The following is a 16,551-nucleotide window of genomic DNA, read 5'->3' on the forward strand; positions in this document are numbered from 1 at the left end:
CCTCCGCAGAGGTCCTCTTTTTCCTACATATTGCTGTTATAGCAACGCTTTTGCTGCAATGTCTGTACGGTTTTGCTTGCCTTCAAAGGTAATGCGGGCCGCTTGTTCGTAAGCTTTATCCCGTGCCTCGGCAATATCACGTCCCAGGCCCACCACGCCTAACACGCGTCCGCCGTTCGTGACCCACTGACCCTGTTCGTTGATACCTGTTCCAGCATGGAACACGATAGCTTCGTCTGCCTGATCCAGTCCATGGATAGGTATCCCTTTGGCGTAAGCTGCAGGATAACCTCCGGATGCCAGCACCACACACACTGCGGCCTCATCCTTCCACTCGATCTCCACCTGATCCAGCGTGCCGTTCACGGCAGCGAGGAAAATATCAAGCAAGTCGGATTTCAGTCGAGGCAATACGACTTGTGTTTCTGGATCACCAAAACGTGCATTAAATTCAATCGTCTTCGGCTTGCCGTCTGGCGAAATCATCAGCCCGGCGAATAACACCCCACGGAACGGGCGTCCTTCAGCAACCATCGCCTTGGCCGTCGGCTTAATAATCGTCTCAATGGCTTCCTCAATAATAGAATCAGCTATGTGAGGCAGTGGGGAATACGTGCCCATGCCACCTGTGTTCGGTCCTTTGTCACCATCAAATACCGGCTTGTGATCTTGGGCCGCTGCCATTGGACGAACCGTTTCCCCATCCACAAAGGAGAGAATCGACATTTCCTGTCCAGCGAGGAACTCCTCGATCACGACCTGTGCACCCGCTTCACCAAAAACCTTCGCTACCATAATATCGGACAGCGCCTTTTCCGCTTCTTCCATTGAGTAAGCAACTGTCACGCCTTTGCCTGCTGCCAATCCGTCCGCCTTAATGACCACCGGAATAGACTGTTCCTTCAAATAGGCATGTGCTTCCTCATAGGTATAAAATTTGCGATAAGCTGCTGTCGGAATGTGATATTTGTGCAGCAAATCCTTCATGAAGATTTTGCTGCCTTCGATTTCCGCCGCATTTTTACGCGGTCCGAATACTGGAATGCCTTTAGCTTCAAAGGCATCCACAATGCCGTCTGCCAGCGGATCATCCGGACCCACCACGACAAGTCCGACCTTTTTGGATTCAGCCAGTTCTGTCAATGCGTCAAACTCACTCACCGGAATCGGCACACACTCCGCTAATTGTCCGATACCAGCATTGCCTGGCGCACAATAGATTCGTCCGGCCTTTGGGCTTTTCTTCAGCGCCCACACAATTGCATGTTCGCGGCCGCCCCCGCCGATAACCAAAATATCCATTCAGGTGATTCCTCCCGCTCCCAGTATGATCGTTCAGGTGTGCTGCATTTACAACTCACGCAACTTAGTGCTTGAAATGGCGTACGCCTGTAAAGACCATAGCAATGCCATATTCGTTAGCAACTTTGATGGATTCTTCATCTTTGATGGAGCCGCCCGGCTGAATGACTGCCGTGATGCCCGCTTTAGCTGCTAGCTCCAACGTATCGCCCATCGGGAAAAATGCATCCGATGCCAGTACGGCACCTTTTGCTTTGTCACCAGCCTGTTCAATCGCAATCTTGGCCGCTCCGACACGGTTCATTTGTCCTGCGCCTACGCCAATGGTCATATTATCTGCCGCCAGTACGATGGCGTTGGATTTCACATGCTTAACCACTTTCCAGCTAAACAAAAGTTGTTTCAGTTCCTCCTCGGATGGAGCGCGCTCAGTTACAACCGTAAGTGCATCCGGGTCTACAGCGTGAACATCATTTTGCTGGACAACCATACCACCTTCAATAGAAGTCACGACGTAGCGGCTCTTTGCCTGCTCAGCCGGGGAAAGCTCACCCAGATCAAGCAAACGAATATTTTTCTTTTTCGTTAAAATCTCCAATGCTTCTTTAGTGAAGCCCGGTGCCAGTATAATCTCCAAAAAGATTTCACTCAGCTTGTTCGCCGTATCGCCGTCTATAATCCGGTTAGCCGCGACGATGCCACCAAAAATCGAGGTCGGATCTGCTGCGTAAGCTTTGCTGTACGCTTCATAAATACTGCCGCCAATCCCTACACCGCAAGGATTCATATGCTTAACTGCGACTACTGTCGGCTCGCTGAATTCTTTGACAATTTGCAGGGCTGCATTAGCGTCATTGATATTATTGTAAGACAACTCTTTGCCGTGAAGTTGCTTCGCAGTTGTCAATGTACCCTTGGCCGCCAATGGCTCACGGTAAAATGCCGCCTGTTGATGAGGATTCTCTCCATAACGCAAATCCTGAATTTTTTCATAGGTTACAGTGTAACGCTCAGGCAACGGATCACCTGTCACATTCGACAAATAATCGGAAATCAAAGCGTCGTATGCCGCCGTATGACGGAACACTTTTGCAGCCAAACGTTTACGGGTATTTAGCTCTGTGTCTCCATCCTTACGTATTTCCTCCAGTACAGTGCTATAGTCATCCGCATCGACCACTACACTGACAAAAGCATGATTTTTTGCCGCTGAACGGAGCATCGTTGGACCGCCGATGTCGATATTTTCAATCGCATCCTCATAGGTTACACCGGGTTTGGCGATCGTTTCCGCAAAAGGATACAGATTCACAACGACCAGGTCTATATAATCCAATCCAAGTTCCTTCATCTGACGCTGATGTTCTTCATTATCCCGAACAGCCAGCAAACCGCTGTGTACCGCAGGGTGGAGTGTTTTAACACGTCCATCCATAATTTCTGGAAATCCTGTTACCTCTGAAATGCCGATGACAGGAATGCCCTCCTTCGACAACAAGCTGCTCGTTCCCCCTGTCGAAACGATCTCCACACCCAATTTGGACAACTCACGGCAAAACTCTACGATTCCCCGTTTATCTGATACGCTGACGAGCGCTCTTTTAATACTCACCCTGTCTCCTCCTTTAGCTCTTTCAGAATTTCGCAAATTTCTCTTCTATTAATTTATTTCCCGAGAAATATCGGAAAATGCCTGTACAGTATCCTTGTTAGGACAATGATATGACAAATTACAGTTATCTTTAGAGAAGTGAGCTCACCTTGCGGCCATTCAATTGGATTTTGCCTTGGGCCAGTCTGCCAACTACCTCTGGATATAGCTGACGCTCCACGGATTGAATGGCTGCGGATAAGGATTCCGCTGTATCATGATCGTGAACCTCCACGACACGTTGGGCAATAATCGCCCCAGTATCCATCCCCCCGTCCACAAAATGGACGGTGACTCCACTTACCTTCACCCCATAGGCCAATGCCTGTCCAACAGCATCTTTGCCTGGAAATGCCGGTAGCAGGGACGGATGAATATTAATGATTTTCCCAGCGTACGCATCAACCATAACACTGGATAACAAACGCATGTAGCCTGCCAGCACGACAAGATCAATCGATTTCTGCTCCAGCAAAGCCACTAATTCACGCTCATAGTCTTCTCGGGTAGGGTATTCCTTAGGGCGAAAAGTATGACAGGCAATTCCAGCTTTCTGTGCTCTAGTTACAGCAGGAGCCGCAGGCTTGTCACAGATGAGCAGTTCTACCGAGGCCCCGCCCAGTTCACCCCGCGCAGCCGCATCCACCAAAGCCTGAAAGTTCGTCCCTTCTCCTGATGCAAAAACAGCAATTCGGTAATTGCTCATTATACCTCGGCTCCCGTAAAGGTCACGATAGAGCTGCCTTCCGTTACTTTTCCGATCACATACGCAGCTTCACCCTGTTCCTTCAGAACTTCCAGTGCGGTCTGTGCATGCTCTGCACCGACAACAATCACCATTCCAATCCCCATATTGAAGGTCGTGAACATGTCTTTGTTGGAAATTTGGCCTTTTTCCTGCATGAGCTGGAAGATCGGCAGAATCGGCCAAGTGCCGTACTGTATATCCACATTAACGTGATCCGGTAACACTCTAGGGATATTTTCAATAAAACCGCCACCCGTGATATGCGCCATGCCTTTTACTTTTACTTTATCCAGCAGTGCCAACACAGATTTTACATAAATTTTCGTCGGCTCCAGCAATACATCGCCCAGTCTGCCGTTCAAGCCCTCGATTTCATCATGCAAATCATAGCCTTCTTGTTCCAATAACAGCTTGCGAACCAGGGAAAAGCCATTACTGTGAACTCCACTGGAAGCCAGTCCGATTACAGTATCTCCAGGAGCAATGGAACTGCCGTTAATGATTTTGCTCTTATCTACAATGCCGACAGTGAATCCGGCAATATCATATTCGCCCTCACTGTACATCCCCGGCATTTCTGCAGTTTCACCACCGACCAATGCACACCCCGATTGATGGCAGCCCTCTGCAATACCCGCGACAATCGCTTCGATTTTCTCAGGTATAACCTTGTCACAGGCGAGATAATCGAGAAAAAAGAGTGGCTCCGCGCCCCCGACGACAATATCGTTTACGCACATCGCAACTGCATCAATACCTATGGTGTCATGGCGATCCATTGCGAAGGCAAGCTTCAGCTTCGTGCCGACACCGTCAGTGCCGGAAACGAGTACAGGCTCCTCGTACTTATCTTTATTCAAACCGAACAACGCACCGAATCCGCCCAAGTCCGTGAGCACTTCCGGACGGAAGGTACGTTTGACGTGCTTTTTCATCCGTTCTACTGCTTCATTACCGGCAGCGATATCTACCCCTGCGTTTTTGTATGCTTCGGACATTCATGAACACTCCTTCAAATGATTGACCCTCCTAAGTCCTCCCTAGCAGGGAGGATTCCATGGGGCTGCTCCCCCTGGACCCCTCAAGAGTCGGTCAGATGCGTAGGATTGGGTGCTGCTTGGTGGTGGTTCGTGCTGTGAGTCGCGTGTTTTCCATTGTCATTCGCGGGTCATATCCGCAAATGACAAGGACACGCTTTGGTGCGTGGCCGCCTTTGATAATGGCGGCGAGGGCACGTCCCGGGCTATTTGCTTCACAAAGGCGGGAACGTGCTGGGCAAAGAAGTGAGCAACGCCAACGGGTGGCTTACTTCTTTGCCCCTTGAGGCAGGCCGCTTCGCCCAGCCTGCTGCCTGAGCCTCGCTTCGCTGGCTCAAGGGCGGCTTTACAGCCGCCCGTTAAAAACTCATGGCATGAAATAGTTATGCCATGAGTTTTTAACTGCCTTACCTATCCTCTTCTCCGTGGGAACAGAAGAGGTACAGGCACTGCTGTAAAGTGATGCACACCTGAGGAACGCAGCGGGTGGAAGGATTCTGGAGAAGCGCAGCGTTCGCCTTTGCCGCTGGATTCTAACCCTGTAAGGGGTCATTCCAGTCCAAGAATCCAGCGGCAACAGCGATCGTAAGAACCTTCCATACGCGGAGTGGCCCCCTCAACCCCTCAGAACCACCTTCACCTACACCATGCACCGACTGTACCTCTTTTGTTCCCTATACTAACAACTACACCCGAACTTTTCTTCACCTTTGAAATCTACCTGAGTCGGATAATCGTTATCGAAACAAGCCAGGCACAAACCGCCTTTGTAATCCTGTTCGTTATGTCCGCCTACTGCGGCAATCAACCCCTCGGCGCTCATAAAGTAAAGCGAGTCAGCGTTAATCTCTTGGCGAATTTCCTCAACGGTTTTGGACGAAGCGATCAGTTCCCGACGGTCCGGCGTGTCGATCCCGTAGAAGCACGGGTTTTTGAAAGGCGGCGAGGTAATACGTACATGTACTTCCAACGCGCCCGCATCCCGCAGCATATTTACGATTCGACGAGACGTGGTGCCCCGAACGATAGAGTCGTCGATCATAATGACCCGCTTACCTTCAACCACACGACGTACGGCGCTCAGTTTCATTTTCACACCCTGCTCGCGCAGCTCCTGACTCGGTTGAATGAAGGTACGACCGGTATATTTATTTTTAATCATGCCCAGTTCATAAGGAATACCTGTTTGCTCTGCATAACCAATTGCAGCCGAAATACTGGAATCCGGTACACCGGTAACCAAATCAGCATCGACAAAAGCCTCCAACGCCAGTTGGCTACCCATCCGTTTGCGTGCAGCATGAAGATTAGCCCCGTTCAAATCACTGTCAGGACGAGCAAAATAAATATACTCCATCGCACACAGCGCTTTACGCTGCTTCTCTTCGGTATAACGGTCTTCATGCAGTCCATTTTTATCCAGAACGAGCAGCTCACCTGGCTCGATATCACGCAACAGCTCTGCACCAATCGTTTCCAAAGCACAGGACTCGGATGCAAACAGATATGCATCTCCCAATCTGCCCATCGTCAATGGACGCAAGCCGTTGGGATCAGAAGCCACAAGCAGCTTGTCATTGGTCATAATAAGGAATGCAAACCCACCGACAATACGTTTTAATGCATCCTTGGCAGCCTCCACTAAATCCTTGGACGACCGTGCGATCAAATGAGCTACTACTTCGGTATCGCTGGTCGTTTGAAAAATAGACCCACCCTGCTCCAACTCATGCCGGATTTGCAAAGCATTCACGATATTACCGTTTGTCGCTACCGCCAGATCACCATCACGATACTTGAACACCAAAGGCTGTGCATTCGTCAGCTTACTATCTCCACTTGTCGAATAGCGCACATGCCCTATGGCAATATCGCCTGTCAACGAAGCCAGCAGGTCTTTATTAAATACTTCTTTGACAAGTCCCATTCCACGATGATAATGGAACTCGTCGCCACTGCTCACACAGATCCCTGCACTTTCCTCACCACGATGCTGAAGCGCATGTAAGCCGTAATAAGCTAAGGAAGCGGCATCGGAGTGTCTGTACACCCCGAACACGCCGCATTCCTCCTTTAATTTATCAAACAGCCCCTCTTTACCAGAGCCCTCATTATAATAATCTCCAGTCCACAACGTCCGTGCTGTTATTTCATCAGACATGGAATGACATCCTCCCAGATTTGCTTCAAACTAGCAACTGCCTCGTTCAAAGCGGGTTGTCCGTTCACCTCAACTGTCAATTGTGATCCTTCAACTTTTCCCAATACGGTAACTGGCACTTCCAAACCACGGAGATGTGCCTCCAGCGCAGACGCTTTATCCGGCGATGCGGATAACAAAATGCGGGATTGACTTTCGCTGAACAACGCATGGTCAGGACGCAAAGACGTTTCTACGTTGACCTGTGCTCCCAATCCGCCGCTAATTCCAGATTCGGCAAGCGCTACAGCCAATCCGCCTTCTGCGAGATCATGTGCGGATTGTACCAATCCAGCCTGAATCGCTCCCAGTACTGCGTTCAGCAGTTTTTTCTCTACATTCAAATCCAGCTCAGGCGGACGTCCTTCGGATACACCGTGCACGACAGCCTGAAACTCACTGCCTCCCAGCTCAGCCTTCGTTTCTCCCACCAGGAAAATGACGTCGCCTTCGGCTTTGAAGCCTTGTGTCGTAATATGATCAGTATCATGTACCAGACCGACCATGCCGACTACAGGCGTTGGATAAATTGCACCTTTGGCATTCTCGTTGTACAAGCTGACATTTCCGCCGATGACAGGAGTATCCAGCACACGGCAAGCTTCTGCCATACCGTCAACGGCTTTTTCCATTTGCCAGAAAATATCCGGCTTTTCAGGGTTACCGAAGTTGAGATTGTCCGTAATCGCCAACGGTTCGCCGCCAGAGCATACAATGTTACGTGCGGCTTCGCTGACTGCGATCCGTCCGCCTACCTCAGGGTCCAGGTATACATAACGTCCGTTACAATCCGTGGTCATCGCAAGTCCCTTGCGCGTGCCGTGTACAGTCACTACAGCCGCATCTGAGCCCGGACGAACAGCCGTACTGGTGCGAACCATGTAATCATACTGCTCGTATACCCATTTCTTGCTGGCTACACTTGGCGATGAAAGCACCTTTTTCAGCGCACCGTTCAAATCGGTCACTTCTGGGTAACGCAATGTGTCAACCGCAGCATTTTGCTCATAATAAGCAGGAACTTCGGAAGGCTTGTCATAGATCGGGCACTCATCTACCAGCGCCGTCACTGGCATATCACCCACCACTTCACCGTGATGGAACAAACGCAAACGTCCATCATCCGTTACCTTGCCGACCTTGGCACAAATCACGCCCCAACGTTCGAAAATTTCAAGCGCCTGTGCTTCATCCTTAGGCTCCACTACGAACAGCATTCTTTCCTGTGATTCAGACAGCATCATTTCATAAGGGGTCATGCCCTCTTCACGTTGTGGTACCTGATCGAGATACAACTCAAGACCGTTGCCCGCCTTGCTTGCCATTTCCGCACTGGAGCAGGTAAGTCCCGCTGCGCCCATATCCTGAATACCTAGCACAATACCGCTGTCGATCAGTTCCAAACATGATTCCATAACCAGCTTCTCCATAAATGGATCGCCTACTTGAACTGCAGTGCGATTCGCTTCGGATTCCTCGGTCAGCTCAACAGAGGCAAAGGTTGCTCCGTGAATCCCGTCACGACCTGTCGGCGGACCCACATAAAACACCGGATTGCCGACCCCTTTTGCCACACCACGCTGGATTTTATCATGGTCAATCAGTCCGACACACATGGCATTAACGAGTGGGTTACCCTCATAGCTTTCATCAAATACAACCTCGCCGCCTACGGTCGGAATACCGATACAGTTTCCATAGCCTGCAATACCGGATACCACATGCTCGAACAGATATTTCACACGGTCGCTCTCCAGCTTGCCAAAACGCAAAGAGTTCAGCACCGCAACAGGTCTTGCACCCATGGAGAAAATGTCACGGATAATGCCGCCTACCCCAGTCGCTGCCCCTTGAAAAGGCTCTACAGCAGATGGATGGTTATGACTTTCGATTTTAAATACAACCGCTTGGTTGTCTCCAATATCTACAATCCCTGCTCCTTCACCGGGTCCCATCAGAACTCGCGGACCGCTCGTCGGGAAACGTCTCAGCAACGGCTTGGAGTTTTTGTAAGCACAATGCTCTGACCACATCACACTGAACACGCCAATCTCCGTATAATTCGGCTGACGTCCCATGAATTCACAGATCAGCGCATATTCACTGTCCGAAACACCCATCTGCTGATACAGTTTATGTTCGGCAACCTGCTCTGCCGTCGGTTCCTTAGCGGACACTTGCTGCGCCATGACGATCCCTCCAAGCATTCAAAATAGATGTAAACATACGTTTGCCGTCATCCGTGCCAAGCAATGCGTTCACCGCACGTTCCGGGTGGGGCATCATGCCCAGCACGTTACCTTGTTCATTACAAATCCCTGCAATATCGGTCACGGAACCGTTGGGATTATCTTTATACGTAAATACGATCTGATTGTTCGCCTGCAAACGAGCCAGCGTCTCATCATCACAGTAATAGTTTCCTTCACCATGTGCGATTGGAATAATGATCTCTTCACCAGCAGCATAGTCTCTTGTAAAAGGCGTTTGGTTATTCGCAACCTGCAACACCGTATCCCGGCATAGGAATTTCATCGACATATTACGGCGCAAAGCTCCTGGCAATAGCCCGGCTTCGGTCAAAATTTGAAAACCGTTGCAAATCCCCAAAATATATTTGCCTTCGGCAGCCGCCTTGGCTACTTCCTTCATCACCGGGGCAAACCGGGAAATCGCACCGCAGCGCAGATAATCCCCGTAGGAGAAGCCTCCCGGAACAAGAATACAATCGTAAGGTGACAGATCCGTTGCAGTATGCCACACATAATCGACAGGTTCACCGACCGTGTCCTCTATCGCCTTATAGCAGTCAATATCACAGTTGGAGCCCGGAAAAACCAGAACTGCAAATTTCATGGAATCAGCCCTCCAGTTCGTAGCGGTAGTCTTCAATGACCGTGTTGGCCAACAGCTTTTCACACATCTCGATGATGCGTTTCTCTGCACTCTCGCGGTCTGTTGTATCCAGATTCAGTTCCATATACTTACCAATTCTGACGCCTTCCACTTCTCCGAAACCCATAGAATGCAGTGCGCCCTGCACCGCAACCCCTTGCGGGTCCAAAACGCTTTGCTTAATCGTGACATAGACCGTTGCTTTCATCATGTTCCTTCAGTTCCTCCTCCGAATGAGTGAATCCTATTGGTTGAATTATGATTACTATTTACTGTGCCGTCAGACGCCGCCAAATATCCGTATATCTTGCAGTTGTTTCTTCTACGACCTCAGCAGGCAACGGAGCAGGCTTGCTATTCTTGTCCCAACCGGAAGATGCCAAATAGCTTCGCACCGGCTCCTTGTCCATGCTGTCAATCTCCACATCCAGTTCATACTTCTCCTGTGCCCAGAAACGAGATGAGTCTGGGGTGAAAATTTCGTCAATCAAAATCACCTTGCCATCAACAAGACCAAACTCAAACTTGCAATCCGCTAAAATGATTCCCCGCTTTTCGCAGAAAGCACGCGCAAATTCGTACAATGCCAAGCTTTTTTCCTCAAGCTCACCGGTTAGCTGGGCCCCGACCAGCTCTTTCATTTGGTGAAGGGAAATGTCCTCATCGTGACCGACATCGTTTTTGGCAGCCGGTGTAAATAAAGGCTTGGGAAAACGTTCATTCTTACGTAGCCCCTTGGGCAATGGAATACCGTTCACCTCACCGGTCTGCTCATACTGACGCCAGCCGCCTCCGGTAATATATCCGCGCACCACACACTCGATGTCGATGCGTTCAGCCTTCAGCGTGACCATGATCCGGTCCTTTAGCAGCTCTTTATGCTGTTCGTCGATGACATGTCCGAGCTTATCTACATCGGTATGCACGACATGGTTTTCCAGCAGGTCTTTCGTCTGTTCAAACCAGAAAGCACTGAGCTTGTTCAATACATTTCCTTTTTCCGGTACGGGCGGCTCCAACACATAATCAAAAGCCGAAATCCGGTCCGTCACGACAATCAGAAAATGTTCTCCGAGATCATACAACTCACGCACTTTGCCTTTGTACAAGAGCGGCGCATGAATCAGACCTTCGGCGGTAGACAATGACATTTACAACTTCCTCCTCTTGAAAGAGTTTGCTCTTTGAACCTTTGCCCCTCCCAAATCAACCTTACCCCTCCTAAATCCTCCCCTCAGGGAGGACCCCCAGGGCTGCTGCCCTCGGGACTCCCGCAAGGGTTGGCTGGTGAGCAAGGTGGGGCGTCTATTTTGTAGCTACGATGGGGTGAGCGCGTTTCGCTGGATGAAGACTTGTTGGAACAAGCCTCATCCAGCAACGCTTTTACGTCGGTGCGGACGGGTGGCTCAAGGCTTCGCTCCTTGAGCCTGTGCGTGCTCGTGAGGACTGCGGGCTGTTTGCTGCGCAAATTCGGCAGTCCTTTCAGGAACGTTGTCTTGCGATAGAAAAGCAGTGGAACACGGCTTTTCTATCGGTCTTGGGGAGGTGCGGCATCTTATGTGCCGCACCTTCCCTAGTTCTGCTCTCACATGAAGGTTGGTGCTGGAAGCAGCGGAGCGGACGGAATCGTTCTGGAGAAGCGTTAGCGCTTGCCTTTGCCCCTGGATTCCAACCCTTGCATGTTTTCTAATCCAGGAATCCAGGGGCAACAGCAATCGGAAGAATGATCCGTTCGCGCAGCGGCCTCATCACGCTCCTGAGCCTCTCCAAGCACCAAACCTCCTCTTACTCCCCTAATCCCAGCTTTTTAAAGATCGTATCCACGTTCTTCAAATGCCAAGCCGGGTTGAACGCATCCTCGACTTCATCTGGACTGAGCACGGCGGTAATTTCCGGAGTCGCCTCGACAATTTCGCGGAACTGGCGTTGCTCTTCCCATGCCTGCATAGCACGCGGCTGTACAGTATCGTACGCTTTTTCACGGCTGAAGCCCTTATCGATCAGCTTCGTCATAATACGGCCAGAGAATGGCACACCATACGTACGCGCCATATTGCGCTTCATATTTTCAGGGAAGACCGTCAGATTTTTCACGATATTGCCAAAACGGTTCAGCATGTAGTTCAACAGCATCGTTGCATCTGGCAGAATGATACGTTCTACAGAAGAATGCGAAATGTCGCGCTCATGCCACAGCGTTACATTCTCATACGCCGATACCATATGTCCGCGAATCACACGTGCCAGACCGGAGATGTTTTCACTTCCGATCGGATTGCGTTTATGCGGCATTGCAGAAGATCCTTTTTGACCTTTGGCGAAGGCTTCTTCCACCTCACGGAATTCACTCTTTTGCAGGGCACGGACTTCTGTAGCAAACTTGTCCAACGATGTGGCGATCAACGCCAACGTAGCCATATATTCAGCATGACGATCACGCTGGAGCGTTTGTGTAGAAATCGGAGCAGGCTTGGTTCCGAGCTTGCGGCATACGAATTCTTCCACAGCAGGATCGATGTTGGCGTATGTTCCAACTGCACCAGACATTTTGCCGTATTGTACCTGATCAGCAGCATAGCGAAAACGTTCCAGATTGCGCTTCATTTCCTCATACCACAGGGCCATTTTCAGTCCGAATGTGGTCGGCTCAGCATGCACTCCATGTGTACGTCCCATCATCGGTGTGTGCTTGTAAGCCAATGCTTTTTCCTTCAGAATTTCAATAAAATTCAGAATATCCCGTTCCAGAATTTCATTCGCCTGCTTTAACAGATAACCCAAGGCCGTATCAACCACGTCTGTGGAGGTTAGACCGTAATGTACCCATTTGCGCTCGTCGCCAAGACTTTCGGACACTGTACGGGTAAAAGCAATAACATCATGTCTTGTCTCCTGCTCAATTTCATAGATCCGTTCAATGTCAAAGCTTGCATTTTTGCGTAGAGCCACGGTATCTTCTTTTGGGATAACCCCTAATTCTGCCCATGCTTCACAGGCACACAGTTCTACTTCCAGCCAAGCTTTAAATTTATTTTCTTCCGTCCAAATCGCTCTCATTTCCGGTCTGCTATAGCGTTCGATCATAACTATTTATTCCCCCAAATATTGGTTTGGTCAATCCATTCCAGCGCTTGTTCCGTATCCTGGCACAGTAGATTAATATGTCCCATCTTTCGGCCTGGCTTGGCTTCACTTTTTCCATACAAATGCAGCTTCGGAACAACATTCAATCTTTCAGCTTCAGCGTCTGATTGTCCGAAACGCTGAATCACATCCTCCAAATGCTCACCCAGTACATTGACCATCACAACCGGAGTCAGCAGCTTCGTGTTACCCAGTGGCAAACCACAAATCGCACGTATATGCTGCTCAAATTGCGATGTCGCGCATCCCTCCATCGTGTAGTGGCCGGAGTTATGGGGTCGTGGTGCCAGCTCATTAACGTATAATTGCCCTTCTTCGGTGACAAACATCTCCACAGCGAGCAGTCCTACCGCACCCAACGACTCCGCCACAGCGAGCGCCAATTTACGTGCTTCCTCCTGAACTGGTTCAGGTACGCGTGCGGGTACAATCGACGTGTGCAAAATGTTGTTCACGTGGATGTTTTCTGCAGGCGGAAAGGCCTTGGCTTCACCGTTCGTACTGCGAGCTACAATCACTGAGATCTCGCAGCGAAAACGGATGAACTGTTCCAACACCAGTTCTGCACCGCCTCCAGCCAGTTGTTCGTAGGCATCTTTGGCTTGCTCTGTTTGGCGAATGACCACTTGGCCCTTGCCATCATAACCGCCGACTGCTGTTTTGAGCACACACGGAACACCCAGTTCAGCTACCGCTCGAACCATATCAGCAGAACTGCTGATTTCGCGATATGGAGCGACAGGAACACCAGCTGCTTCAATAGAACGCTTTTCCCGCAGACGATGCTGTGTCGTGTACAAAAGACTGCTGCCCTGCGGTACACTCGATTCCTGTTCCAAAAGCGCGGCTACACCCGCATCCACATTTTCAAACTCATACGTGATCACATCACACCGTCCAGCCAACTCTCTGGCCGCGCGCTCATCATCGTAAGCAGCACGGATTTGTTCGGATACCTGTCCACACGGACTATCTGGTGTAGGGTCCAACGTCACGAAGCGATAGCCTAGGTTTGTTCCAGCTAATACAAGCATTCTTCCTAGTTGTCCGCCTCCCAGAAGCCCAATCACTGTGCCGGGAGGGCGAATTTGGCCTGCAGATTTATATGCTTCGTTCATAGCGAGTCACTGCCTTCTAGTACCTCGTCACGGATACGGTCACGTCTTGCTACAACCCGCTGACTTATCTTTTCGTCAAAGGCACCTAAGATTTGTGCGGCCAGCAGCCCTGCGTTGGTAGAGCCTGCTTTACCGATTGCCACAGTGGCAACTGGAATACCACCCGGCATCTGCACAATGGAGAGCAGGGAGTCCAGACCATTCAGAGCCTTCGACTGGACAGGCACACCAATCACTGGCAAGGATGTCTTCGCAGCCACCATACCCGGCAGATGCGCAGCCCCACCCGCTCCAGCAATAATGACCTTTAGTCCGCGTCCAGCGGCCTCCTCTGCAAAACGAAACATTAAATCCGGTGTACGATGGGCTGAAACTACTTTTTTCTCATATCCGATTTCAAGCTCGTCCAGCACAGCACATGCGTGTTGCATGGTGTCCCAGTCTGATGTGCTGCCCATAATGACAGCGACCTGCACTGACATGTCCTTCACTCCCTGTTTATCAATAAGCGCCAAAAATCCGGCACTCGAAAATAACGTTATTTTCAAGACACCGGACTACGAAAAAACAAACGACAGAGCCTCTTAAAGGCATGCCAAAAGCAAGCCTGTTCCACCGCATCCAATGCGGCTTCAGCCGTATGTCTCCCGTAGTCCGGAAATTTAAGGTTTCCAGGTAGAAACTTCCGGGCCATATCCCCGGCATTATACGAGTTAGGATTGTGCTTACCCCATACCAAACAATATACTTTTCCAGCATAATCGTGATGGGTTTCGGCTCCAACATGTGTACCTAATTAAATTGTACCTAAAGTTCATTTTTTATCGACAATACACTTCATAGTTTAACAATTCCCTACACCCTATGTCAACTTGAAAACGAACATTGTTATAATGATGCAATTAAATGTTCGTGTTTAACAAAAACAGGACCCTTTATATGCACACCTCAGGACTATTGTATTACATTTAGCTATCTTCTCTACCTACACTGATAACAGCCAGTAATACATCTTACTCACAAAAATAAAAAGCCGGCACTTCCTGTACAGGTAGTGATCCGACTTTTACTTTTTTACTCCGTTATTTTACGACCAGCACAGGGATGCGCGCATGCTGCACCACATTGTGACTTACGCTACCCAATACAAATTCACGAATACCACCCAAACCGCGACTGCCGATCACAATCACATCGAAGCCATTCTCATTGGCATAATCCAAAATGACTTCGGCTGGCGAACCTTGAATCAGCTCCACCTTGGCATCTACACCTTGCTCAGCAAGCCGCTTTTTAACTTCATCCGTAGTTTGCTCAGCCAAATCATAATATTCTTTATTCACCGAAGCTGGAATCGGAGCCAAACCTTCGCCCATAAAAATCCGCGGAAAATCGAATGCTGTTACAACCTCAAGCTGCGAGGAGGGTGATGCCTTTACCAATTCAGCCGCCTTCAATAAGGCTTTGTTGGATGCATCCGAACCGTCATAAGCAAGCAACACTTTTGAAAATAGCATAATGCGCACCTCTTCCGAATTCAGTTTTTTAAAGCAAAAGACGAAAATTATGTATTCCTGTGTTTGTTCACTTCATTACATCATGTGATAGCCGAGAGAGAATAGTCTTCTCAATCCTCATTAAACTTCCCTGTGAGAAGCTAAACTCCAGCCTTACCGTAAAAAATATCCATAGAGCAATGCGTTAATGAATAGCAACGCAGGAATACCTAATTTAAAGCTCATATGACGTGTTTTATGGCGTTTGCGGTACATCGCAATGAGTACACCCAATGCCCCGCCGATCAGGGCCAGCAAAAATAATGTCCGTTCAGGTACACGATCACGGTGTTTACGTGCTCTCTTTTTATCCTCCGACATTACCAGATAGCCTACTGCATTGATAAACAGCAGCCATACCAACAAGCCTGTCTGCAATGTCTCTCCTCCTTTTGCACACCGTACCCGTTTCAGGTATTAGGACTGATATAGGACTCTCTCCTTCATTATAACCTCACCCCTTTTATAGAAACAACGCCTTCTCTGATTGGGAAAACGTTTTTGCGGAAATAGTAACGGGGTATGAGGGCAATTCCCGAATGCATCTATTTTCGTTAAAGGAGGAACTGTAATGGAAAGCACCCATGAATACGTTGAGAAACTGCGAGAAAATGCAAAAAAGGCAGAACATAACCGTAAACGAGGAAAAGGAACTCCCAGCGCCAGCTTGCCAACAAAACAGCATAGCAAAAACCCCTGAGCATGATCTATATTCAACTATAAAACCATGTAATACTGTAAAACATCAACTACCCCCTTGTCACTCTCATTAAATGAAATTAAAGGTACTCCGTTGTTCACTTTTTACCACAAACAACAAGCAGACTCTTTTTGAGATTTCTGCTTGTTGTTTTGTTTTCAAATATTTTCCATTCAGATATAATTAAAGCGATTACATAT

The 16,551-nt window shown here is 49.2% G+C and carries 16 protein-coding genes and 1 riboswitch; of the genes, 2 read left to right on the plus strand and 14 right to left on the minus strand.

The window, feature by feature from the left end; all coding sequences use genetic code 11:
• Positions 1-36: 36 nt before the first annotated feature.
• From purD to purM, 4 genes are all read right to left on the minus strand, one after another.
• Entirely contained in the window at positions 37-1,302 is a 1,266-nt protein-coding gene (gene purD, locus ACQQ6X_RS12735) for a phosphoribosylamine--glycine ligase (protein ID WP_305165619.1), read from the minus strand.
• A 64-nt stretch (positions 1,303-1,366) separates the two neighbouring features.
• A complete protein-coding gene (gene purH, locus ACQQ6X_RS12740; RefSeq protein WP_149035446.1) occupies positions 1,367-2,914 on the minus strand; it encodes a bifunctional phosphoribosylaminoimidazolecarboxamide formyltransferase/IMP cyclohydrolase in 1,548 nt (515 codons plus the stop codon).
• A 130-nt stretch (positions 2,915-3,044) separates the two neighbouring features.
• Positions 3,045-3,659, minus strand: a complete 615-nt coding sequence (purN, locus tag ACQQ6X_RS12745) for a phosphoribosylglycinamide formyltransferase (RefSeq protein ID WP_305165620.1) — start codon at positions 3,657-3,659, stop codon at positions 3,045-3,047.
• The gene (gene purM / locus ACQQ6X_RS12750) at positions 3,659-4,699 is read right to left on the minus strand and encodes a phosphoribosylformylglycinamidine cyclo-ligase (protein ID WP_305165621.1); all 1,041 of its coding nucleotides are present in this window, start codon (positions 4,697-4,699) and stop codon (positions 3,659-3,661) included. Before purM ends, purN begins: the two co-directional genes overlap by 1 nt.
• Positions 4,700-4,758: 59 nt before the next feature.
• On the opposite strand from purM, the gene ACQQ6X_RS12755 reads away from it, so the two are divergent.
• On the plus strand, positions 4,759-5,025 hold the full coding sequence (locus ACQQ6X_RS12755; protein ID WP_305165622.1) for a hypothetical protein: 267 nt from the start codon (positions 4,759-4,761) through the stop codon (positions 5,023-5,025).
• Between the two features lie 392 nt (positions 5,026-5,417).
• On the opposite strand, the gene purF is transcribed toward ACQQ6X_RS12755, so the two are convergent.
• The 10 genes from purF to ACQQ6X_RS12805 all read right to left on the minus strand — a co-directional run bounded on the left by purF (position 5,418) and on the right by ACQQ6X_RS12805 (position 16,029).
• Positions 5,418-6,899: an amidophosphoribosyltransferase gene (purF, locus tag ACQQ6X_RS12760; protein WP_305165623.1), complete on the minus strand. Its 1,482-nt coding sequence runs from the start codon at positions 6,897-6,899 to the stop codon at positions 5,418-5,420.
• On the minus strand, positions 6,884-9,127 hold the full coding sequence (gene purL, locus ACQQ6X_RS12765) for a phosphoribosylformylglycinamidine synthase subunit PurL (RefSeq protein ID WP_305165624.1): 2,244 nt from the start codon (positions 9,125-9,127) through the stop codon (positions 6,884-6,886). The genes purF and purL overlap by 16 nt, the downstream gene beginning before the upstream one ends.
• Positions 9,105-9,794, minus strand: a complete 690-nt coding sequence (gene purQ, locus ACQQ6X_RS12770; protein WP_063209725.1) for a phosphoribosylformylglycinamidine synthase subunit PurQ — start codon at positions 9,792-9,794, stop codon at positions 9,105-9,107. Before purQ ends, purL begins: the two co-directional genes overlap by 23 nt.
• A 4-nt stretch (positions 9,795-9,798) precedes the next feature.
• A complete protein-coding gene (gene purS / locus ACQQ6X_RS12775) occupies positions 9,799-10,044 on the minus strand; it encodes a phosphoribosylformylglycinamidine synthase subunit PurS (protein WP_064795802.1) in 246 nt (81 codons plus the stop codon).
• A gap of 58 nt (positions 10,045-10,102) precedes the next feature.
• Positions 10,103-10,984: a phosphoribosylaminoimidazolesuccinocarboxamide synthase gene (locus ACQQ6X_RS12780; protein ID WP_064795801.1), complete on the minus strand. Its 882-nt coding sequence runs from the start codon at positions 10,982-10,984 to the stop codon at positions 10,103-10,105.
• A gap of 634 nt (positions 10,985-11,618) precedes the next feature.
• A complete protein-coding gene (gene purB, locus ACQQ6X_RS12785) occupies positions 11,619-12,917 on the minus strand; it encodes an adenylosuccinate lyase (RefSeq protein ID WP_305165625.1) in 1,299 nt (432 codons plus the stop codon).
• Between the two features lie 2 nt (positions 12,918-12,919).
• The gene (purK, locus tag ACQQ6X_RS12790) at positions 12,920-14,095 is read right to left on the minus strand and encodes a 5-(carboxyamino)imidazole ribonucleotide synthase (RefSeq protein WP_305165626.1); all 1,176 of its coding nucleotides are present in this window, start codon (positions 14,093-14,095) and stop codon (positions 12,920-12,922) included.
• A complete protein-coding gene (purE, locus tag ACQQ6X_RS12795; RefSeq protein ID WP_013369467.1) occupies positions 14,092-14,577 on the minus strand; it encodes a 5-(carboxyamino)imidazole ribonucleotide mutase in 486 nt (161 codons plus the stop codon). Before purE ends, purK begins: the two co-directional genes overlap by 4 nt.
• 148 nt (positions 14,578-14,725) lie before the next feature.
• Positions 14,726-14,827: riboswitch (purine riboswitch) on the minus strand.
• 350 nt (positions 14,828-15,177) lie between these two features.
• Positions 15,178-15,612, minus strand: a complete 435-nt coding sequence (locus tag ACQQ6X_RS12800) for a universal stress protein (protein ID WP_063209715.1) — start codon at positions 15,610-15,612, stop codon at positions 15,178-15,180.
• Positions 15,613-15,765: 153 nt separating this feature from the next.
• Positions 15,766-16,029, minus strand: coding sequence for a DUF1294 domain-containing protein (locus ACQQ6X_RS12805; protein ID WP_063209713.1), 264 nt, complete (start codon positions 16,027-16,029; stop codon positions 15,766-15,768).
• Between the two features lie 193 nt (positions 16,030-16,222).
• Between ACQQ6X_RS12805 and ACQQ6X_RS12810 the strand changes: the two genes are divergently transcribed.
• Entirely contained in the window at positions 16,223-16,351 is a 129-nt protein-coding gene (locus ACQQ6X_RS12810; protein ID WP_010348779.1) for a DUF4023 family protein, read from the plus strand.
• Positions 16,352-16,551 lie beyond the last annotated feature (200 nt).

The sequence above is a fragment of the Paenibacillus ottowii genome (assembly GCF_050516475.1).
GTDB classification, from domain to species: Bacteria; Bacillota; Bacilli; order Paenibacillales; family Paenibacillaceae; genus Paenibacillus; species Paenibacillus ottowii.

Bases quoted from the DNA above. Each gene is read 5' to 3' on its own strand.
- purM (WP_305165621.1), bottom strand. From the start codon at position 4,699: ATGTCCGAAGCATACAAAAACGCAGGGGTAGATATCGCTGCCGGTAAT.
- ACQQ6X_RS12780 (WP_064795801.1), bottom strand. From the start codon at position 10,984: ATGTCATTGTCTACCGCCGAAGGTCTGATTCATGCGCCGCTCTTGTAC.
- purB (WP_305165625.1), bottom strand. From the start codon at position 12,917: ATGATCGAACGCTATAGCAGACCGGAAATGAGAGCGATTTGGACGGAA.
- purS (WP_064795802.1), bottom strand. From the start codon at position 10,044: ATGATGAAAGCAACGGTCTATGTCACGATTAAGCAAAGCGTTTTGGAC.
- purD (WP_305165619.1), bottom strand. From the start codon at position 1,302: ATGGATATTTTGGTTATCGGCGGGGGCGGCCGCGAACATGCAATTGTG.
- purF (WP_305165623.1), bottom strand. From the start codon at position 6,899: ATGTCTGATGAAATAACAGCACGGACGTTGTGGACTGGAGATTATTAT.
- ACQQ6X_RS12800 (WP_063209715.1), bottom strand. From the start codon at position 15,612: ATGCTATTTTCAAAAGTGTTGCTTGCTTATGACGGTTCGGATGCATCC.
- purN (WP_305165620.1), bottom strand. From the start codon at position 3,659: ATGAGCAATTACCGAATTGCTGTTTTTGCATCAGGAGAAGGGACGAAC.
- purQ (WP_063209725.1), bottom strand. From the start codon at position 9,794: ATGAAATTTGCAGTTCTGGTTTTTCCGGGCTCCAACTGTGATATTGAC.
- ACQQ6X_RS12810 (WP_010348779.1), top strand. From the start codon at position 16,223: ATGGAAAGCACCCATGAATACGTTGAGAAACTGCGAGAAAATGCAAAA.
- purL (WP_305165624.1), bottom strand. From the start codon at position 9,127: ATGGCGCAGCAAGTGTCCGCTAAGGAACCGACGGCAGAGCAGGTTGCC.
- purE (WP_013369467.1), bottom strand. From the start codon at position 14,577: ATGTCAGTGCAGGTCGCTGTCATTATGGGCAGCACATCAGACTGGGAC.
- ACQQ6X_RS12755 (WP_305165622.1), top strand. From the start codon at position 4,759: ATGGGGCTGCTCCCCCTGGACCCCTCAAGAGTCGGTCAGATGCGTAGG.
- purK (WP_305165626.1), bottom strand. From the start codon at position 14,095: ATGAACGAAGCATATAAATCTGCAGGCCAAATTCGCCCTCCCGGCACA.